We start from the raw sequence: 17,966 nt of genomic DNA on the forward strand, positions 1-17,966 counted from the left end.
CTACAGCACTCCCTTCGTGGAAGGCACACCCTTCACGCGCGGGTCAATCCGTGTCGCTTCATCCAGCGCCCGGCCCAGCGCTTTGAATATCGCCTCGATCATGTGGTGGGTATTCGAACCATAATGCACGATCACGTGCAGTGTAATCCGTGCCTCCAGTGCGAATTTCCACAGAAATTCATGCACCAGCTCTGTGGAAAAGCTTCCAACCTGTTGCGATGGATATGCAGCACGATACTCAAAATGCGGACGGTTGCTGATATCGATAACCACCTGAGCCAGTGCCTCATCCATAGGGATGAAGACACTCGCGTAGCGCTTGATGCCTTTTTTGTCGCCCAGTGCCTCACGAAGCGCCTGTCCCAGACAAATGCCGATGTCCTCCACGGTGTGGTGATCGTCAATGTCAATGTCGCCCCGCGCCTGCACGGACAGATCAAACTGGCCATGCTTTGTAAATAAATCCAGCATATGATTCAGAAACGGGACATCCGTCTCCAGCTCCGAAACCCCGCTGCCGTCCACGGCCAGAGTGAGCTTGATATCCGTTTCATTCGTTTTACGGCTAAGTCCCGCTTGGCGCACGGCCTGGGCCTCGTTGTTATTTTCCATTTCCGTCTCCACCCTTCGCTTCGTTATGCAGTCTGACCTCTATTGCACGTGCATGGCCTTCCAGCCCCTCGCGGCGAGCCAGCTCAATAATTGTTGCCCCGTCCTTCAGCAGTGCTTCCTTGCTGTAATAGATCAGGCTTGATTTTTTAATGAAATCATCCACATCCACCGGCGACGAGAACCGTGCTGTGCCATTGGTCGGAATAATATGATTCGGGCCGGCAAAATAATCGCCGACCGGCTCCGAGCTGTACGGGCCGAGGAAGATAGCTCCGGCATTCTCAATGCTGCCGAGCAGACCCATCGGGTCCTCTGTAACAATCTCCAGATGCTCCGGCGCTAGCCGGTTCACAACGGAGATCCCTTCCGCCAGCGACTCCACGACGATGATCGCGCCATAGTTGTCCACGGATGCGCGCGCGATCGCCTCGCGCGGAAGCTCACGCAGCTGCCGTTCTACTTCGGCAGCAACGGCCTCCGCCAAGCGCTGCGATGGCGTAACCAGGATGGCCGAGGCCATCTCGTCATGCTCGGCCTGCGAGAGCAGGTCGGCCGCGACGTAGGCGGCCTCAGCGGTATCGTCGGCGAGCACGATGATCTCGCTCGGTCCGGCGATGCTGTCGATATCGACAGCCCCGTAGACCTCGCGTTTGGCCAGGGCCACGTAGATGTTCCCTGGCCCGCAGATCTTATCGACCGGCACGATAGACTCCGTGCCGAAGGCCAGGGCGGCGATCGCCTGCGCGCCGCCCACGCGGTAGATCTCGTTCACGCCAGCTTCTGCGGCGGCAACGAGAATGTAAGGATCGATGCCCTCCGTGCCGCCGGTCGACGGCGGAGTGACCATCACAATCTCCGGCACTCCGGCAATCTGAGCCGGAATTACGTTCATCAGCACCGAGGACGGGTATGCCGCCTTGCCGCCGGGCACGTATACGCCCACTCGCTTCAGGGGGCGGATGATCTGGCCCAGGATCGTGCCGTCCGGCTGCAGATCCATCCAGGAATTACGTTTCTGCCGGGCATGAAACGCCCGGATATTCGCTGCAGCGGCGCGGATCGCCGTTACAAAGGACTCCTCCACCCTGCCGTATGCAGCCTGGAGCTCCTCTGCCGTTACCCGCAGCTGTGCTGCAGTAAGCGCAGCGCCGTCGAACCGCTCCGTATAGCGGAGCAGTGCCGCGTCGCCTTCTTTTTTGATATCGGCCACAATTTCCTTCACGGCCTTATTCTGCTCAGGCGTTCCGTACTCTACTTCACGCTGAAGCTTAAATTCCTTGCTCGATTGAACCTTCACCGCTGCTTCCCCCTTTTACATCCTTAGCGCTCTACTCCGCCCGTTGCCGCTCCCGGTCGGGTGATAACCGCCTGCAGGCGGTCACACAGTTGCTGAATTTCTTCGTTCTTCATCCGGTAGCTTACTCGGTTGGCCACAAGACGGCTCGTAATCTCGAAGATGCTCTTCATCTCCACCAGCCCATTGTCCTTCAACGTCTGGCCGGTCTCCACCATATCAACAATACGGTCTGCAAGACCGATTAGCGGTGCAAGCTCAATGGAACCATTCAGCTTCACAACCTCTACCTGCTGCCCCTGCTCGCGGAAATAGCGGGAAGCCACATTCGGATATTTCGTCGCCACCCGCTGTTGAATACCCGGCTGCCAGTTCGGCAAGCCGATAATCGACATCCGGCAGCGGGCGATTCCCAGGTCCAGCAGCTCATAGACGTCACGGTTTTCCTCCAGAAGCACATCTTTGCCGACAATTCCGATATCCGCGACACCATATTCCACATAAGTGGGAACATCGACCGGTTTGGCCAGGATAAATTCCATTCCCGCTTCCGGCAGTGAAATCACCAGCTTACGCGACTCTTCACCATCCGCCGGAATCGGCAGCCCCGCTTGACGGAACAACTCGGCTGCTTTATTGTAAATCCGACCTTTTGGCATGGCCACCTTCAATATCTGCGCCATTATCATCGACCTCCGTTTCCATATCTTTGCCTATATACCTGTATATGTAGAACTTAGCCATGCTCGCTGACAAAAGAAACGAATGTATAAATCTCCCCGTACGTTTCGCCTTCCGCTTCAACCGCATTTGTGTCCAAACGCTTCACTGTCTTCAGATCACCGGCCTCGCTGGCCAGCCGTGTCACCACTACATGGCCTTCAGCCCGCAGCCGCGCCGCCTCCTCCAGACCTTCTTTGCGACGGGAAGCGTCGTACTGGATCAGGACTGGAAGCTCTTCCTCTTCCGGTACCCCGGATACACCGTCCAGAATACGGTTCGTCTTCAAAGAGAAGCCGGTTGACGGAATGGGGCGCCCGAATTGCTGCAGCAGATTGTCATAACGGCCACCGCTGCATACCGGAAATCCAAGCTCCGAGGCATAGCCCTCAAAGGTCATCCCTGTATAATAGGAGAAGTCGCCAATCATCGTCAGATCAATCAGAACATGCTGAGAGACGCCATACGATACCAGTACTTCCCACACCTTGCATAAATGCTCAATGGAGGTACGGGCCAGCGGATGGCTGCTGAGCTCCAGAGCTTGACTGCAGATTTCCTTGCCTCCCCGCAGCCGCAGCAGTCCATCCAGCTCATTCTTCTGCGCCTCAGTCAGTTCAAGCTGGCGGAGCGTCTCGCGGAAGGCCACATAATCACGGTTTAGCAAATGGCTCTTCAGTTCTTCCTGCGCTTCCGGAAGACCGGCTACCGCCTCCTGGAACAACCCGTCGAGGAAGCCAACATGCCCCATGGCGATTTTGAAAGACTTCACGCCCGCCGCCTGCAGCGAGGAAATCGCCAGCGCCACAACCTCGGCATCAGCCTCCGGTGAATCATCGCCGACAAGCTCTACCCCGGTCTGGAAGAATTCAGCTTCCCGACCCGCTTCCTCCTCAATGGCCCGGAACACATTAGCGTGGTAGGACAGGCGGAGAGGCAGCGGCTCATCCTTTAACAGTGAAGAAACCACACGCGCCACCGGCGCTGTCATCTCCGAGCGGAGCACCAGGGCCTGCCCGCGGTTGTTAAGCAATTTATAGAGCTTCTGATCGGATGTGGAGCTGGCCACACCGACGGTATCGTAATATTCCAATGTGGGCGTAATCATCTGCCGGTATCCCCAGCGGCTCATGCAGTGCAGCACATCATTCTCGATCTTGCGCAGTTTGGCCACTGCACGCGGGAGATAGTCACGCACGCCAGCCGGCTTCTCGAATCCCTTTGGTTTGGACATCTTCATTGGTCACCTCGTCAGATATCATCAATAGTAGGAAATAAACGCTTTATTATGGTACAGTGGTAACAAAGTAAAGCAGTGGCAATATCGTATCACGGACGATCCTATACGTCAATTGAACCTTTGATATATAGAATAGCATAATTGCTTACATATAGAGTGATGTTGAGATTTTTATATATGGTCTCCATCCACACCTCTTAATAGCCGGGAGCCTTACTCTCACGAATATTAATTACATACAAGATTACCCTTTACAAGCTATTCAGTGCAGTAGTAAGATACAAACAAAGTTGTATACAAGTACACAAGTTATCACAAGAATCTGCTAAGGAGTGAACTACAATGAAATTGGGCATGATCGGACTGGGCAAAATGGGTTTTAACCTGGCACTGAACCTGATGAACCATGGGCATGAGCTTGTGGTAAGCGATATCAACCCGCAAATGGGGCTGCAGTTAGCCGAACGGGGCGCGCTTGCCGCTTCATCCTTGGAGGAAGTGGTTGCGAAGCTTGAACATCCCAGAATAGTCTGGGTCATGCTCCCTGCCGGCGAGATCGTAGGAGGAGTGATTGAGAGTCTATCCCGGCTATTGGATGCGGGGGATATCATCATAGACGGCGGCAACTCCCACTACAAGGAATCCATTGCACGGGCAGAGAAGCTGCGTGAGCGCAGCATTTATTTATTCGATGCCGGCACATCCGGCGGAACGGAGGGGGCTGAGCATGGAGCATGCTTAATGGTTGGGGGCGATCCGGAGGTATTCAAGGACATTGAACCGCTATTCCGTGATCTCGCGGTCGAGCGGGGTTACCTGTACGCAGGGGAAAGTGGCAGTGGCCATTTTTTGAAGATGATCCATAATGGTATTGAGTATGGAATGATGCAGTCCATTGCCGAAGGTTTTGAGCTGCTGGAGAAAAGCCCGTTCGACTTTAACTATGAGCAGGTTGCCGGACTGTGGTCGAATGGATCTGTGATCCGCGGTTGGCTGATGGAGCTTGCACAGAACGCTTTTGCCAAAGATCCGAAGCTTTCCGGAATCCGCGGAGTAATGCAGAGCTCCGGAGAAGGTAAATGGACCGTTCAAACTGCGCTTGATCTTGAAGCCAGCACACCGGTTATTGCCCTCTCTTTGCTGATGCGCTACCGTTCCCTTGAGGACGATACTTTCCACGGCAAGGTTGTAGCTGCGCTACGCAATGAATTTGGCGGTCACGCTGTTGTGCAGGAGAAGGACTGATTTGAATTACAGAATGCGCTCCAGGCAAGGAACGGCACAGGTTAACCGGATGGAACGGTGAAGACATTGTATGCTAAAATTAATGGAATGCCTGGTCTTAGCTAACAACTAATCACACAGAGGAGTCCTTTTACATGCATTATCCTGCCACATGGCTGCAAGGAGCTTCCCTTGGAGAATCGATTGCCTGTGAACTCAGGCTGCAAATCATAAATGAAAACATCAAACCAGGCGAGGTGCTTTCGGAGAACCGGATTTCAACCGATTTTGGCATCAGCCGTTCTCCGGTCCGTGAGGCACTCAAGACCTTGGCTGGCGAGGGATTAATCCGTCTGGAAAGAATGGGAGCCGTTGTTGTAGGACTGAACATCAAAGATGTTGAGGAGCTCTATGATGTCCGGTACCTCATCGAGAGCTTTGCCCAAGAACGGCTCGCCATGAATATACAGGATTCGCTAATCCGGCAGCTCGAACAGAGTATCGACAGAATGAAGCTGGCCGTCAAGCACAATGATTACGTTGAGTTTGCCCGCCAGGACTTCTCTTTTCATGAATCCATTATCACCGAAGCGAAGCACACCAGGATTCTTCATTTATGGAATAGCATCCGTTATATTGTAATGACCGTCATTCTAATTACTACCGAAAAAGGCTTTACCCTCGGAGAGGAACGGATGCATTGGATAGCGGAGAAGCACCGCGTGGTTATTGAGGCACTTCGTACAGGAGATCGTGAAACGATCCATAAGGTGGTTCAGGAGTATTTTGCCGATTCTTCTGAAACGCTGATTCGCAGCCTGTCCTAATCATTTAAAATATCCGGGTAGCATCTTCATTGGAAAGAAGGTTTGCAGATTGGGCACATCCTATATGCTAGGCGTCGATATTGGAACTACAAGCACTAAGGCTGTCCTCTTTGAGGAAAACGGAAAAATCACCGCACAAGCGGATCAGGGTTATCCGCTGCACACCCCTTCATCCTCGGTTGCAGAACAGGACCCGGACCAGATCCTGCTTGCTGTAGCCTATACCGTCGGAGCCGTCATGAAGGACAGCGCCATCAGGCCCGATTCTGTCCTTTTTCTTTCGTTCAGCTCCGCCATGCACAGTGTAATTGCTGTAGACCATGCGGGTAATCCTTTGACAGCGTGTATTACATGGGCAGATAACCGAAGTGCTGCCTGTGCAGCACGCTTGCGAGACGAATTAGGCGGCCACGAGCTATACCTGCGTACAGGAACACCTGTTCATCCTATGTCCCCGATCACCAAGCTGATGTGGCTGGGGGAGGAGCAGCCGGAGCTGTTCCGCCAGACATACAAATTCATTTCCATTAAGGAATACATCTTCGCCAAGCTCTTCGGTGAATATGTTATTGATTATTCTATAGCCTCTTCCACCGGCATGTTCAATTTAGAACAGCTGGACTGGGATACGGAGGCCCTGAGTATAGCCGGCATTACCCCGGAGCATCTCTCCAAGCCTGTTCCCACTACTCAGATTATGCAGGGCCTGCTGCCTGGTTGGCCTGAGAAGCTCGGTTTGTTGCCAAACACCCCGTTTATAGTTGGTGCCAGCGACGGTGTCCTCTCCAATCTTGGTGTGGGCGCTATTAAGCCAGGAGTCGTTGCTGCCACAATCGGAACCAGCGGAGCCATCCGCACAGTTGTCGACCGGCCGCTTACCGATCCCAAGGGACGGATATTCTGTTATGCCCTGACAGAGAAGCACTGGGTCATCGGGGGGCCAGTGAACAACGGGGGAATGCTTTTCCGTTGGGTGCGTGATGAATTCGCTGCCTCCGAGGTGGAAACAGCCAAACGTCTGGGTATTGACCCCTATGAGGTGCTGACACGCATTGCGGAGCAGGTTCCGGCGGGCAGTAACGGCCTCCTCTTCCATCCCTACCTTACCGGAGAACGTGCACCGCTATGGAATCCGGATGCCCGGGGTTCCTTTTTTGGCCTAACGATGAATCACCATAAAGAGCATATGATCCGTGCCGTGCTGGAAGGTGTCATTTTCAACATGTATACTGTGCTGCTGGCCATGGAGGAGCAGATCGGACAGCCGGCCAAGATTCATGCCACCGGAGGCTTTGCCCGTTCATCACTGTGGCGGCAGATGATGGCTGATATTTTCGACCAGGAGGTTGTCATTCCAGAGAGCTTCGAGAGTTCTTGTCTGGGGGCGGTTGTGCTTGGCCTTTACGCTACCGGACGCACAGACACCTTTGATATTGTTTTTAAAATGATCGGCTCGACCCATCAGCATCATCCAATCAAGGAGCACGCTGATGTCTATAAACAGCTGCTGCCGATTTATATTTCCGTTTACCGCAGTCTGGAGAGCCATTATCAGGCTATCGCCGATTTTCAGCGGGAACAAGCCGGAGAGTAAGAGCCGCTCTACCCGTTTTGCTTTATATACCAAACAAAGCGCCGACCATCGCAGGATGCGAATGGTGGCGCTTTGTTTGGTATGATCTTTGATAGGATGAATGCTACAGGACTGCCTTTTTCTTCGGCATCTGCGGTCCGGAACCGAATACAATCCAGGCAGGCTTCACATAACGGAAGACGAGAGCAACCACGAGCCATGAACCCAGCAAGGCTACAAGCCAACCGCCGGCAATTGCCGCCGTGTATGCAAGCGAACCCCCGTGAAGCGGAAGTTTTCTATACAGGAAGAGCAGCGCAGGATGAAGCAGATAGATTCCAAAGGAACAAGCACCGATAGAGATCAGCAGACGGCTCAGCAGACGCTTCCCTGTCCCATAGAGCAGGAACGACAGTTGCAGCAGCACAATACAGGAGAGCAGTGCATGCAGATTGGAGAAGCCTTCATACCACAGGCTGTTAATTATCGTTTTTTTCGTATAGTTATTGAACCAGAGCTCTACATGAATGATTCCAGCGGCAGCCCATAGTACCCAGAGCATAATCCACCCCGGACCTTTACCGGAACGCCAACCCTCACGCGAGAGGATCAGCCATTTTTTCAATGAGCCATAATAGACGGCAATTGCTGCCCCCAGCAGAAAGTAGGAGAAATAGGTAATAGCCAAACTACCTTTGGACAATTGCCAATAACCGTGATTGGTCATGTATTTATTGAGCAGTACGAATCCCCATTGCAGCAGCAGACCTATTATGGGAGCCCAGGCAGCAAGACGCCGGACCTTCTGAAGGCACCATAACATGAGCGGGAACAGGATATAGAACTGGATAATAATGATGATGTAATACAGATGGGTATACGCCGTCCCGGTAAGCAGATACTTGCCCAGCTTCCGGGCCATTTCATCCAAAGGCATACTCCAGGTATGACCTGCTGTCATTTTTAGAATAAAGTACATGAGTGAAAATACAACATAAGGCAAAATAATATATATCAGCCTGTGGCTATAAAACTTCCCCAGTGTTTTCCCGCTTAGCGGACGGTCAATATAATTGTAGAACAACACAAATCCGCTCAGAAAGACAAACGAAGGTACGGCGAACTGGCTGAATTTGTTAATGAACAAAAACGGATGGAACATCGAGGTGTCCAGTGTCTCCGCAAGTGTGCGTGAAGTAGCATGAATAGCGATCACCGCAAATATCGCAACTGCCCGAAATATATCCAGCTGCGGAATTCTTTCCTTTTGTCCCATTTCATTTCCTCCTGTGAACTCGCACCCCAGGTGCCTGTATCCAATCATATCCTTTGCTGCCTAACCAACATTGACAATGTAGCCTGACCTAAGTATATCGCCACAATCCGCCAGTTTAATACTTAAAGGTTGCTTAACATTTCTGTTTTACATAACAAAACCCCGCAGTTCCTGCGTAAGTGCACGCAACCTGATCCTGCAGGGCAACTTTTATTGCATCACTAATCTTGTAATACCTCTTCGGCATTCATCCCTGTAGAAGGCGTCAATTCCCGCAGCGGGTTGCCTCCAACAAAGGAACCTGCGGCTACATCCTTATGCACTACAGAACCTGCCGCTACAATCGCCCCATCCCCGATGGTTACGCCAGGGAGAATCGTTGTATTGGCACCGATCAGCACATTTTCACCGATAATGACCTCACCCAGGCGGTACTCCTTGATCAGGTATTCATGTGCGAGAATGGTAGTGTTGTAGCCGATCACGGAATTCTCACCCACCGTAATCTTTTCCGGGAAAAATACATCCACCATGGCCATCAGTCCAAACGCCGTGTGCTTGCCAACCTTCATACCCAGAACGTTACGGTATATCCAGTTCTTAAGCGAAAGAATTGGACAATACCGGGCAATCTGTATAAAAATAAAATTGCGTACACCCTTCCAGGGACTAACCGTTCGGTAAATGTACCAAAGAGAATTATGTCCTTCCACAGGATAGCGGGTTACTTTTCTCACAGTCCCATCGTCCCCTGCTCCACAATATTGAAGATATCCTCCATATCATGAATGATATAGTCCGGTTCATATTTCCGTAACGTCTCTTCACCTTTGAGTGACCAGGCTACTCCCGCCGTAAGTACACCTGCTGCCTTGGCCGACTGAATATCAACCGCACTGTCTCCCACCATCAATGTTTTTCGGGGATCAACACCCAGGTTGCTGACAGCCCTCAGAACCGGTTCTGGATGTGGCTTGGGCTGAACTACATCGCTTACGGTAACAATCGTCTCCATATACTTTAGAAGATCGAACATCTCCAGCGCCTTCATCGTGGTCGGACGAATCTTGGTCGTTACAATTCCCAGTCTGATGCCGCGCCGTGACAGTTCTTCCATCGTCTCATTCACATGGGGAAAAGAACCAATCAATTCGTCATGATGAGCATTATTATAGGCCCGGTAGGCAAGCTCCAGTACACTGGTATCCTCTAGACCAGAAAAAACTCTCATCTGCTGCTGAAGCGTAGTCCCCATATGAGGAATAATCTGTTCCCGGGTTAGCGGGGGCAGATTATTCTCCCTCAGCGCATGTATGAACGAGTTGATAATCAGCTCATTCGTATTTACAATCGTTCCGTCCAAATCAAATAGTACACATTCTATCATTAGCTTCTGCTACTCCTTCGATACTTCATCCGGTGTCTTGTCCGGTTCCGGCTGTCTAACCGGTGGGGCACTCTGCGGCGTATGTACCGCACTGTCCGGAACTATCGTATCTACAGCAGCGGCCTTCGTACTGATAATAGGATCAGAGTAATGATCCTTGGGTTGACCCGTTACCCGTCGGACAATGATTATTATTATAGCTGCTACTATAGTCAGCAGTGCCAGCAGCTGCGAGCTACGGATATTCCCGTAAGCTGGATCAAGGTATCCTTGTTCAAAACCAAACCACTTCATCGGTGACCATAAGCCATTCAGGAACGATGCAAGTCCGCTGCTTCCTTGAAACCCCAAACTGTCTGTACGGAGCGCCTCGATAAAGAAGCGGCCAATGGAATACCAAATAAAATAAGACAGGAAGATTTCACCTGCACGCACAAATTTTTGCCGGCGCAGGACCATCAGCAGCAGGATACCCAGCAAACTCCAGAGGGATTCATACAAGAAAGTGGGGTGATGAAAAGCATCTCCTATGTACATCTGGTTCACAATGAAATCAGGAAGATGCAGCTTATCACGAAGGAAGGACTCTTCTACAACGCCACCATACGCTTCCTGGTTCACGAAGTTGCCCCAACGCCCGATCATCTGGCCTGCAAGCAGTCCGGGTGCACAAATATCCACAATCCGCCAGAAGGGGTACCCTTTGTAACGGAAATAAATCATACCGCAAATAACCGCACCGATCAGAGCGCCATAAATAGCGATCCCGCCATTCCAAATTTTGAAGACATCCGCAAAGTTGTCCTTATAATCCTCCCATTTGAATGCCACATAATAAATACGGGCACCAATGATGGCTGAAGGCAAACCAAGGAGCAGCATATCCATGAAGAATTCCTGTGAAATATTGAAGCGCTTGCCTTCCTGGATGGCCAAAAGTAATCCAACCAACGCACCGACACCAAGTATTAGACCATACCAGTGAACCGGCAGAGAACCGATGGAGAAGACAATCGGATCAATCGCTAATGAAAAAAACATGCTCTCACACTCCTAGTCCAAATCATCCATGTCTTCAGATATGGTGGCAGTAAGCTTATTCGTAAATTGTAATGCAGCATTGTAGCCCATCTGCTTCAAACGATAGTTCATTGCTGCTACTTCTATAATAACTGCAAGGTTACGCCCAGGACGCACGGGAATAGTCACAAGTGGCACATCCGTATCAATAATCCTAGTCGTTTCCTCATCCAGTCCGAGCCGGTCATACTGTTTGTCCTGCTGCCAAGCTTCCAGTCTGACCACCAGTGTAATCCGTTTATGATTACGAATAGCCCCTGCGCCAAACAGTGTCATAACATTAATTATCCCAACACCGCGAATTTCAAGCAGATGACGGATCAGTTCCGGTGCTGTACCATGCAGCTGATTATCCGAGGTTTGGCGGATTTCCACCGCATCATCGGCAATCAAACGATGGCCGCGTTTTACGAGCTCAAGCGCTGTCTCACTTTTACCGATACCGCTACTGCCGGTAATTAGCATCCCCACACCATACACATCACACAGAACACCATGAATGGTAGCTGTAGGTGCCAGTTTCCCTTCCAAAAAGCTGGTGAGCCTGCTGGAGAATATTGTAGTCGCCATCGAGCTTCGCAGCACGGGCAGTCCCTTTTCATTGCTAATATCGATAAGCTCCTGAGGCACATCAAGGGCTCTCGTAATGACAATACATGGTGTATTGTCATTACAGATCCCGCGAATTCGGCTCTTGCGCTCCTCATCCGGAAGCATTGAGAAAAAAGCCAGTTCGGTCTTTCCTAGAAGCTGAACGCGTTCCTCCGGATAATATTCAAAATAACCAGCCATTTCAAGTCCCGGACGATTCAAATCATCCACTGTAATAGGTCTTTTCAGACCCTCTTGTCCGGAAACAACCTCTAACTGAAAATGCTGCACCAATTCGGATACTTTTACCTTCTTAGCCATGTGTGTCCGTCCTTTCGTCACCAGCGGTGTTATCCGCTCGCCCGCATTTGGTTAATACTAATTCCCATTCCAGCCGCAGGTAATTCTCCTGCTATCTTAATGGATAACGCCTATGAATGCAATCTTAATAGCCGCAGTTCCTCCCGCATGAAGCCTGATGAATAACCTGAATTTTATGAACAGCAGTATGTAAAAATAAACAGCCCCACTTGGTGGGGCCTAGGCTTCGGTCCAAATTCAAGGTTTGTAGAGGATCTTCAATAAAAAAGGCTGGTCCTGTTTATTAAAAAAGCCGCCTTCTCAGGCGGCTTAGTTCAAGCAGGTCTAACTATCTTATCCGAGCAAAATGTTAAGTTCGGATTCTTTATCGAAGAGATGGATTTTGTTCATGTCAATGGCCAATTTTGGCTTGCTGCCTTCACGAGTAGTCGAACGTCCATCTACACGTGCAATTACAGTGTTAGTGCCAAGACCGCTCAAATAGAGGAGCATTTCATGACCAAGGTTTTCAGTAACATCAACCAACGAAGTGAAGATTGTATTCGGCGAAGCTTCCAGGAATACTGGTTCTTCGTGAATATCTTCTGGACGAACGCCCATAATTACTTCTTTGCCGATGTAGCCTTTGTTGCGAAGTAGTGTAGCTTTGCCACCTGGAACTTCAACATCAAGGTTCTCAGCACGGAAGCGTACAGCACCACCAACATCAGACAATGTACCGTTGATAAAGTTCATTGTAGGGGAACCAATGAATCCGGCTACGAACAGGTTCGTAGGCTCATTGTACAGTTCTTCAGGAGAAGCAGCTTGTTGAATAATACCATCATACATAACTACGATACGGTCACCCATTGTCATAGCTTCGGTCTGGTCATGTGTTACATAGATACAAGTGGTTTCCAGGCGTTTAACCAGTTTAGTGATTTCCGCACGCATTTGACCACGAAGTTTAGCATCCAAGTTGGAGAGAGGTTCATCCATCAGGAAGACTTGCGGATCACGTACGATAGCGCGGCCCAGTGCGACACGTTGACGTTGACCACCGGACAATGCTTTTGGTTTGCGGTCAAGCAAGTGTTCGATATCGAGGATTTTCGCAGCTTCGCGAACTTTCTTGTCGATTTCTTCTTTTTTCACTTTACGCAGTTTCAAACCGAATGCCATGTTCTGATACACGCTCATGTGCGGGTATAGGGCGTAGGATTGGAATACCATCGCGATATCGCGGTCTTTAGGAGCTACGTCATTGACTACACGGTCGCCAATGTACATTTTTCCTTCAGAGATTTCTTCCAGACCAGCAATCATACGCAAGGTTGTGGATTTACCGCAACCGGAAGGTCCAACCAGTACCAAGAATTCCTTATCTTTAATATCAAGATTGATATCGATTACTGTCGCTTTATCGGAACCCGGGTATTTTTTGAAAATATGCTCTAAACGTACGCCTGCCATTTTATTTCCCCCTCGAGTCAATTATTAGATTAAAAAATAAATCGCTTTCTTGTACGTTTATCTTACCCCAGACATGCCGCGATGGCTATTTGTAAGGTTCACAAAAAACCTATTTTCTTTTCGTCACTTTATACAATAACATGGCTAGCTTTACAATAGCGGCGTCTCCAAAGCTCCGGACATCGGCGCCAGTCTCCTGTTTGATCTTATCCAGCCTGTACAGTAGCGTATTCCGGTGGATATATAGCTTTTTTGCTGTTTCACTGACATTACAGTCCATCTCGAAAAAAGTCTCCAGAGTGAGAAGCATCTCTTTATCCGCCAGCACAGAAGTATAATCTCCTATTTGTCCGAGCAGTTGTCTGCGGCGGTCATCGGGAATACTATTGACTAGACGCTCCATATGGAGCTCCCATGGCAAATGAATATAGTCTCCCACCTGGAAAACCCGGCCCAAAATGATTGTTTCCCGCAGCAAAGCTACGGACCCGGTCAATCCCTTCACAGGAATAATCGCAGGTGCCACCGCCAGGTGAAATACTCCCACCCACTCGCTGGCAATCAATTCATGCAATCCCATGCAAGTCTGAGCCAGCAGATCCTCATTACTCTCTTCCTCATCATCCTTATCATCCCCGCCGGTGAGCAGTTCCTTACGGGCTAAAATTAACCATTCCTTCTCCTGAAGCGGAATAAGCAGAATTTCATTCTCGAAGTAACTCCGCAGCAGCTTCATCAGCGAACGGTAGGTTACTTGCGGGTTATGAACATTTTCGCTGACCAGCAGGAATGGAATCATCTCCCCTACAAGCCGTCCCTTCAAAGTCATCTCATCAGGAATTTCTGCATCATTCTTTTCCTGCTCTAATTGGGCATTCAGCCAGCCGCTAAGCTGACGGGCCTCCAGTTCGCCTTCTTCCTTAAGGCCTGTCGCCCTCAGGGCTATAGCGAAATTCCTCGCAGCATAATTGACCAATTGCACTTCTAAAGGAGTCAGCCCATCGAGTTCCAGCCAAATCGCCGTGATCCTTCCCTCGTTCTCATACAAAGGCACCCATAGGTGTCCCTCGTGGAACACTGGCTGTTCCTGCTCTTCTGTACCTATGCCAAAAAGGGAAGCCGAATGCTGCCTCCCAAGCTGTTTGATTCCAGTTCTCTTTCCGGTGAGCTGCTCCAACTTTTGACGCAAAACCTCACTATCCATCGTCACCATACTCCACCACTTTTGCTCTTTTCGCCTATTTTATCACATTTGTCGTCAATATGCGCCTAAGTAAACCCGCTGTAATGACAAACGTAAATAACATCGAGCATGTATGTGCCCCTTTTTTACCGGATGCAGAGGATCCGGGTACAACTTTTTCGGTCCCTTTCCCCCACATGTCGGCGATTGCCCCCTCTATCACAGCTACAGTAGCCTGTTCAGCATGTACTGCTACATCCCCATCTCCCATACATGCTCCATATCTGTCATTAGGGACCGTTTATCAGTCTCTATATGCTTATTTTTATGAAGGGAACTCCCCCAAACTCCTGGCAAATTTAGAATCCACCGGATTATGACCGAAAGCTATAAATCCACGTTCCGTCTGAATTTTCACCCTATTCGCTAAAAACACACCTTAAATCATACTCCATCATTTACCTCGTCTACCCGCGCCAATGGCTGTTCTATATACATTATGTTTTCATTCTTCATCCGCTCCACAATCTGAATGAAGAAAGAAATTCTAAACTCGAACTCAGAACATACTATTGGGAATTATGGAAATACAAAAAAGCCACCACCTAAAGGTGATGACTTTCAGATTGGAATGAGCCATGAAGGACTCGAACCTTCGACACCCTGATTAAAAGTCAGGTGCTCTACCAACTGAGCTAATGGCTCATAAAACTGGTGGAGGCTGATGGATTCGAACCACCGAACACGTACGTGAGCAGATTTACAGTCTGATGCGTTTGGCCACTTCGCTAAGCCTCCACAATATGGTGGCGCGGGAGGGAATCGAACCCCCGACACAAGGATTTTCAGTCCTTTGCTCTACCGACTGAGCTACCGAGCCATATAAACAAGCCTTAAAACATAAAAATGGCGGAACCGACGGGATTCGAACCCGCGATCTCCTGCGTGACAGGCAGGCATGTTAGGCCAACTACACCACGGTTCCGCATTTATTAGAAAATGGTGCCGGCGAGAGGACTTGAACCCCCAACCTACTGATTACAAGTCAGTTGCTCTACCAGTTGAGCTACACCGGCACGGTGTAAAACCTGAAGCTAAAAGATAAAAATGGTGGAGGCTGAGGGGTTCGAACCCCCGACCCTCTGCTTGTAAGGCAGATGCTCTCCCAGCTGAGCTAAGCCTCCAGGTATGTATGGTAGCGGCAGAGGGGATCGAACCCCCGACCTCACGGGTATGAACCGTACGCTCTAGCCAGCTGAGCTACGCCGCCACAATAACATGGTAATGGATTTAAAATGGCGGAGAGAGAGGGATTCGAACCCTCGCACCGCTTACGCAGTCTAACCCCTTAGCAGAGGGTCCCCTTATAGCCACTTGGGTATCTCTCCAATTGATATAGCCATGTAAATCCACACAGGAACCTTCATTCCTGAAAACTGAATCCGAAACGAATCTGCGTCTTATGATTTGGATAAGCCCTCGACCGATTAGTATTGGTCAGCTCCACACGTTGCCGTGCTTCCACCTCCAACCTATCTACCTCGTCGTCTTCAAGGGGTCTTACATACTGGGAAATCTCATCTTGAGGGGGGCTTCACGCTTAGATGCTTTCAGCGCTTATCCCGTCCGTACGTAGCTACTCAGCCATGCTCCTGGCGGAACAACTGATGCACCAGCGGTACGTCCATCCCGGTCCTCTCGTACTAAGGACAGCTCCTCTCAAATTTCCTGCGCCCACGACAGATAGGGACCGAACTGTCTTCCATGCGGTACCACCGGATCACTAAGTCCGACTTTCGTCCCTGCTCGACTTGTTGGTCTCGCAGTCAAGCTCCCTTATGCCTTTGCACTCTTCGAATGATTTCCAACCATTCTGAGGGAACCTTTGAACGCCTCCGTTACTCTTTAGGAGGCGACCGCCCCAGTCAAACTGCCCGCCTGACACGGTCCCCGTACCCGTTTAGGGTACCAGGTTAGAACCTAGATACGATCAGGGTGGTATCCCAACGGCGCCTCCATAGAAGCTTGCGCTCCTACTTCTACGGCTCCCACCTATCCTGTACAGATCGTACCCAAATTCAATATCAAGCTGCAGTAAAGCTCCATGGGGTCTTTCCGTCTTGTCGCGGGTAACCTGCATCTTCACAGGTATTAAAATTTCACCGGATCTCTCGTTGAGACAGCGCCCAAGTCGTTACGCCATTCGTGCGGGTCAGAATTTACCTGACAAGGAATTTCGCTACCTTAGGACCGTTATAGTTACGGCCGCCGTTTACTGGGGCTTCGGTTCACAGCTTCGGATTGCTCCTAACCGCTCCCCTTAACCTTCCAGCACCGGGCAGGCGTCAGCCCGTATACTTCGCCTTGCGGCTTCGCACAGACCTGTGTTTTTGCTAAACAGTCGCTTGGGCCTTTTCACTGCGGCCCCCTCGGGCTATTCACCCTACCGAGGCACCCCTTCTCCCGAAGTTACGGGGTCATTTTGCCGAGTTCCTTAACGAGAGTTCTTCCGCGCGCCTTAGAATTCTCTTCTCGCCTACCTGTGTCGGTTTGCGGTACGGGCACCTTCTCCTGGCTAGAGGCTTTTCTTGGCAGTGTGAGATCATGACCTTCGCTACTACAATTTTCGCTCCCCATCACAGCCCAGCCTTAGTGGTACAGTAATTTCAAACTGTTGTCCTTCGACTACGCCTGTCGGCCTCGCCTTAGGTCCCGACTTACCCTGAGCGGACGAGCCTTCCTCAGGAAACCTTGGGCTTTCGGCGGATCAGATTCTCACTGATCTTTTCGTTACTCATACCGGCATTCTCACTTGTATACTCTCCAGCGCTCCTTACGGTACACCTTCAACGTATATACAACGCTCCCCTACCCCAGATGCAATGCATCTAGCCATAGCTTCGGTGGTGTGTTTAGCCCCGTTACATTTTCGGCGCAGAGTCACTCGACCAGTGAGCTATTACGCACTCTTTCAATGGTGGCTGCTTCTAAGCCAACATCCTGGTTGTCTGTGCAACTCCACATCCTTTCCCACTTAACACACACTTGGGGACCTTAGCTGATGGTCTGGGCTGTTTCCCTTTTGACAATGGATCTTAGCACTCACTGTCTGACTCCCGGCAAGAAGTTAATGGCATTCGGAGTTTGACTGAGCTTGGTAACCCTTGCGGGCCCCGCACCCAA

At 50.4% G+C, this 17,966-nt stretch carries 14 protein-coding genes, 8 tRNA genes and 1 rRNA gene; 3 read left to right on the forward strand and 20 right to left on the reverse strand.

Going from position 1 to position 17,966, the window contains the following annotated elements; translation table 11 throughout:
* Genes hisB through A3844_RS11705 form a run of 4 tightly spaced genes read right to left on the reverse strand, consistent with a single transcriptional unit; the run spans nt 1 to nt 3,860 of the window.
* Nucleotides 1-612, reverse strand: a complete 612-nt coding sequence (gene hisB / locus A3844_RS11690; protein WP_074103635.1) for an imidazoleglycerol-phosphate dehydratase HisB — start codon at nt 610-612, stop codon at nt 1-3.
* A complete protein-coding gene (gene hisD, locus A3844_RS11695; RefSeq protein ID WP_074107494.1) occupies nt 602-1,909 on the reverse strand; it encodes a histidinol dehydrogenase in 1,308 nt (435 codons plus the stop codon). Before hisD ends, hisB begins: the two co-directional genes overlap by 11 nt.
* 23 nt (nt 1,910-1,932) lie before the next feature.
* Nucleotides 1,933-2,589, reverse strand: a complete 657-nt coding sequence (gene hisG / locus A3844_RS11700; RefSeq protein ID WP_074088709.1) for an ATP phosphoribosyltransferase — start codon at nt 2,587-2,589, stop codon at nt 1,933-1,935.
* A 53-nt stretch (nt 2,590-2,642) separates the two neighbouring features.
* Nucleotides 2,643-3,860 carry an ATP phosphoribosyltransferase regulatory subunit gene (locus A3844_RS11705; protein ID WP_074088708.1) on the reverse strand — a complete coding sequence of 406 codons (1,218 nt, stop codon included), beginning with the start codon at nt 3,858-3,860 and terminating at the stop codon, nt 2,643-2,645.
* A gap of 348 nt (nt 3,861-4,208) precedes the next feature.
* On the opposite strand from A3844_RS11705, the gene gnd reads away from it, so the two are divergent.
* From gnd to gntK, 3 genes are all read left to right on the forward strand, one after another.
* On the forward strand, nt 4,209-5,111 hold the full coding sequence (gene gnd, locus A3844_RS11710; protein ID WP_074107495.1) for a phosphogluconate dehydrogenase (NAD(+)-dependent, decarboxylating): 903 nt from the start codon (nt 4,209-4,211) through the stop codon (nt 5,109-5,111).
* A 134-nt stretch (nt 5,112-5,245) separates the two neighbouring features.
* Nucleotides 5,246-5,917, forward strand: a complete 672-nt coding sequence (locus A3844_RS11715; protein WP_074107496.1) for a GntR family transcriptional regulator — start codon at nt 5,246-5,248, stop codon at nt 5,915-5,917.
* A gap of 64 nt (nt 5,918-5,981) precedes the next feature.
* Entirely contained in the window at nt 5,982-7,511 is a 1,530-nt protein-coding gene (gene gntK, locus A3844_RS11720) for a gluconokinase (protein ID WP_074107504.1), read from the forward strand.
* A gap of 103 nt (nt 7,512-7,614) precedes the next feature.
* Here the strand turns inward: gntK and A3844_RS11725 are convergent, their stop codons facing one another.
* The 16 genes from A3844_RS11725 to A3844_RS11805 all read right to left on the reverse strand — a co-directional run.
* Complete coding sequence (locus A3844_RS11725; RefSeq protein ID WP_074107497.1) at nt 7,615-8,766, reverse strand: acyltransferase; 1,152 nt, start codon at nt 8,764-8,766, stop codon at nt 7,615-7,617.
* A gap of 221 nt (nt 8,767-8,987) precedes the next feature.
* Nucleotides 8,988-9,503, reverse strand: coding sequence for an acyltransferase (locus A3844_RS11730; protein WP_074088704.1), 516 nt, complete (start codon nt 9,501-9,503; stop codon nt 8,988-8,990).
* Nucleotides 9,500-10,153 (reverse strand): pyrophosphatase PpaX, encoded by a 654-nt coding sequence (ppaX, locus tag A3844_RS11735; protein WP_074107498.1) that lies wholly within the window; start codon nt 10,151-10,153, stop codon nt 9,500-9,502. The genes A3844_RS11730 and ppaX overlap by 4 nt, the downstream gene beginning before the upstream one ends.
* Nucleotides 10,154-10,162: 9 nt before the next feature.
* A complete protein-coding gene (lgt, locus tag A3844_RS11740; RefSeq protein ID WP_074103629.1) occupies nt 10,163-11,194 on the reverse strand; it encodes a prolipoprotein diacylglyceryl transferase in 1,032 nt (343 codons plus the stop codon).
* 12 nt (nt 11,195-11,206) lie between these two features.
* Entirely contained in the window at nt 11,207-12,145 is a 939-nt protein-coding gene (gene hprK / locus A3844_RS11745; RefSeq protein WP_074088701.1) for an HPr(Ser) kinase/phosphatase, read from the reverse strand.
* Between the two features lie 333 nt (nt 12,146-12,478).
* A complete protein-coding gene (locus tag A3844_RS11750; protein ID WP_074088700.1) occupies nt 12,479-13,600 on the reverse strand; it encodes an ABC transporter ATP-binding protein in 1,122 nt (373 codons plus the stop codon).
* Nucleotides 13,601-13,709: 109 nt separating this feature from the next.
* Nucleotides 13,710-14,804, reverse strand: a complete 1,095-nt coding sequence (locus A3844_RS11755; RefSeq protein ID WP_074107499.1) for a PucR family transcriptional regulator — start codon at nt 14,802-14,804, stop codon at nt 13,710-13,712.
* Between the two features lie 611 nt (nt 14,805-15,415).
* Nucleotides 15,416-15,488: transfer RNA gene (locus tag A3844_RS11765), tRNA-Lys, on the reverse strand.
* Nucleotides 15,489-15,495: 7 nt separating this feature from the next.
* Nucleotides 15,496-15,581 (reverse strand) — tRNA-Tyr (locus tag A3844_RS11770).
* A 6-nt stretch (nt 15,582-15,587) separates the two neighbouring features.
* Nucleotides 15,588-15,663, reverse strand: a tRNA-Phe gene (locus A3844_RS11775).
* A 27-nt stretch (nt 15,664-15,690) separates the two neighbouring features.
* Nucleotides 15,691-15,768: transfer RNA gene (locus A3844_RS11780), tRNA-Asp, on the reverse strand.
* 15 nt (nt 15,769-15,783) lie between these two features.
* Nucleotides 15,784-15,859, reverse strand: a tRNA-Thr gene (locus A3844_RS11785).
* A 32-nt stretch (nt 15,860-15,891) separates the two neighbouring features.
* Nucleotides 15,892-15,967 (reverse strand) — tRNA-Val (locus tag A3844_RS11790).
* A gap of 9 nt (nt 15,968-15,976) precedes the next feature.
* Nucleotides 15,977-16,053, reverse strand: a tRNA-Met gene (locus A3844_RS11795).
* 26 nt (nt 16,054-16,079) lie between these two features.
* A tRNA-Ser gene (locus A3844_RS11800) sits at nt 16,080-16,171 on the reverse strand.
* Between the two features lie 79 nt (nt 16,172-16,250).
* Nucleotides 16,251-17,966 (reverse strand): 23S ribosomal RNA (locus A3844_RS11805); the annotation flags it as partial.

It is taken from the genome of Paenibacillus helianthi (genome assembly GCF_001909055.1).
Taxonomy (GTDB): domain Bacteria; phylum Bacillota; class Bacilli; order Paenibacillales; family Paenibacillaceae; genus Paenibacillus_AQ; species Paenibacillus_AQ helianthi.

What these genes read in the sequence shown, in the direction of transcription:
- hisB (WP_074103635.1), bottom strand. Translation starts at nt 612, where the DNA reads ATGGAAAATAACAACGAGGCCCAGGCCGTGCGCCAAGCGGGACTTAGC.
- hisG (WP_074088709.1), bottom strand. Translation starts at nt 2,589, where the DNA reads ATGGCGCAGATATTGAAGGTGGCCATGCCAAAAGGTCGGATTTACAAT.
- A3844_RS11705 (WP_074088708.1), bottom strand. Translation starts at nt 3,860, where the DNA reads ATGTCCAAACCAAAGGGATTCGAGAAGCCGGCTGGCGTGCGTGACTAT.
- gnd (WP_074107495.1), top strand. Translation starts at nt 4,209, where the DNA reads ATGAAATTGGGCATGATCGGACTGGGCAAAATGGGTTTTAACCTGGCA.
- A3844_RS11715 (WP_074107496.1), top strand. Translation starts at nt 5,246, where the DNA reads ATGCATTATCCTGCCACATGGCTGCAAGGAGCTTCCCTTGGAGAATCG.
- gntK (WP_074107504.1), top strand. Translation starts at nt 5,982, where the DNA reads ATGCTAGGCGTCGATATTGGAACTACAAGCACTAAGGCTGTCCTCTTT.
- A3844_RS11725 (WP_074107497.1), bottom strand. Translation starts at nt 8,766, where the DNA reads ATGGGACAAAAGGAAAGAATTCCGCAGCTGGATATATTTCGGGCAGTT.
- ppaX (WP_074107498.1), bottom strand. Translation starts at nt 10,153, where the DNA reads ATGATAGAATGTGTACTATTTGATTTGGACGGAACGATTGTAAATACG.
- lgt (WP_074103629.1), bottom strand. Translation starts at nt 11,194, where the DNA reads ATGTTTTTTTCATTAGCGATTGATCCGATTGTCTTCTCCATCGGTTCT.
- hprK (WP_074088701.1), bottom strand. Translation starts at nt 12,145, where the DNA reads ATGGCTAAGAAGGTAAAAGTATCCGAATTGGTGCAGCATTTTCAGTTA.
- A3844_RS11750 (WP_074088700.1), bottom strand. Translation starts at nt 13,600, where the DNA reads ATGGCAGGCGTACGTTTAGAGCATATTTTCAAAAAATACCCGGGTTCC.
- A3844_RS11755 (WP_074107499.1), bottom strand. Translation starts at nt 14,804, where the DNA reads ATGGATAGTGAGGTTTTGCGTCAAAAGTTGGAGCAGCTCACCGGAAAG.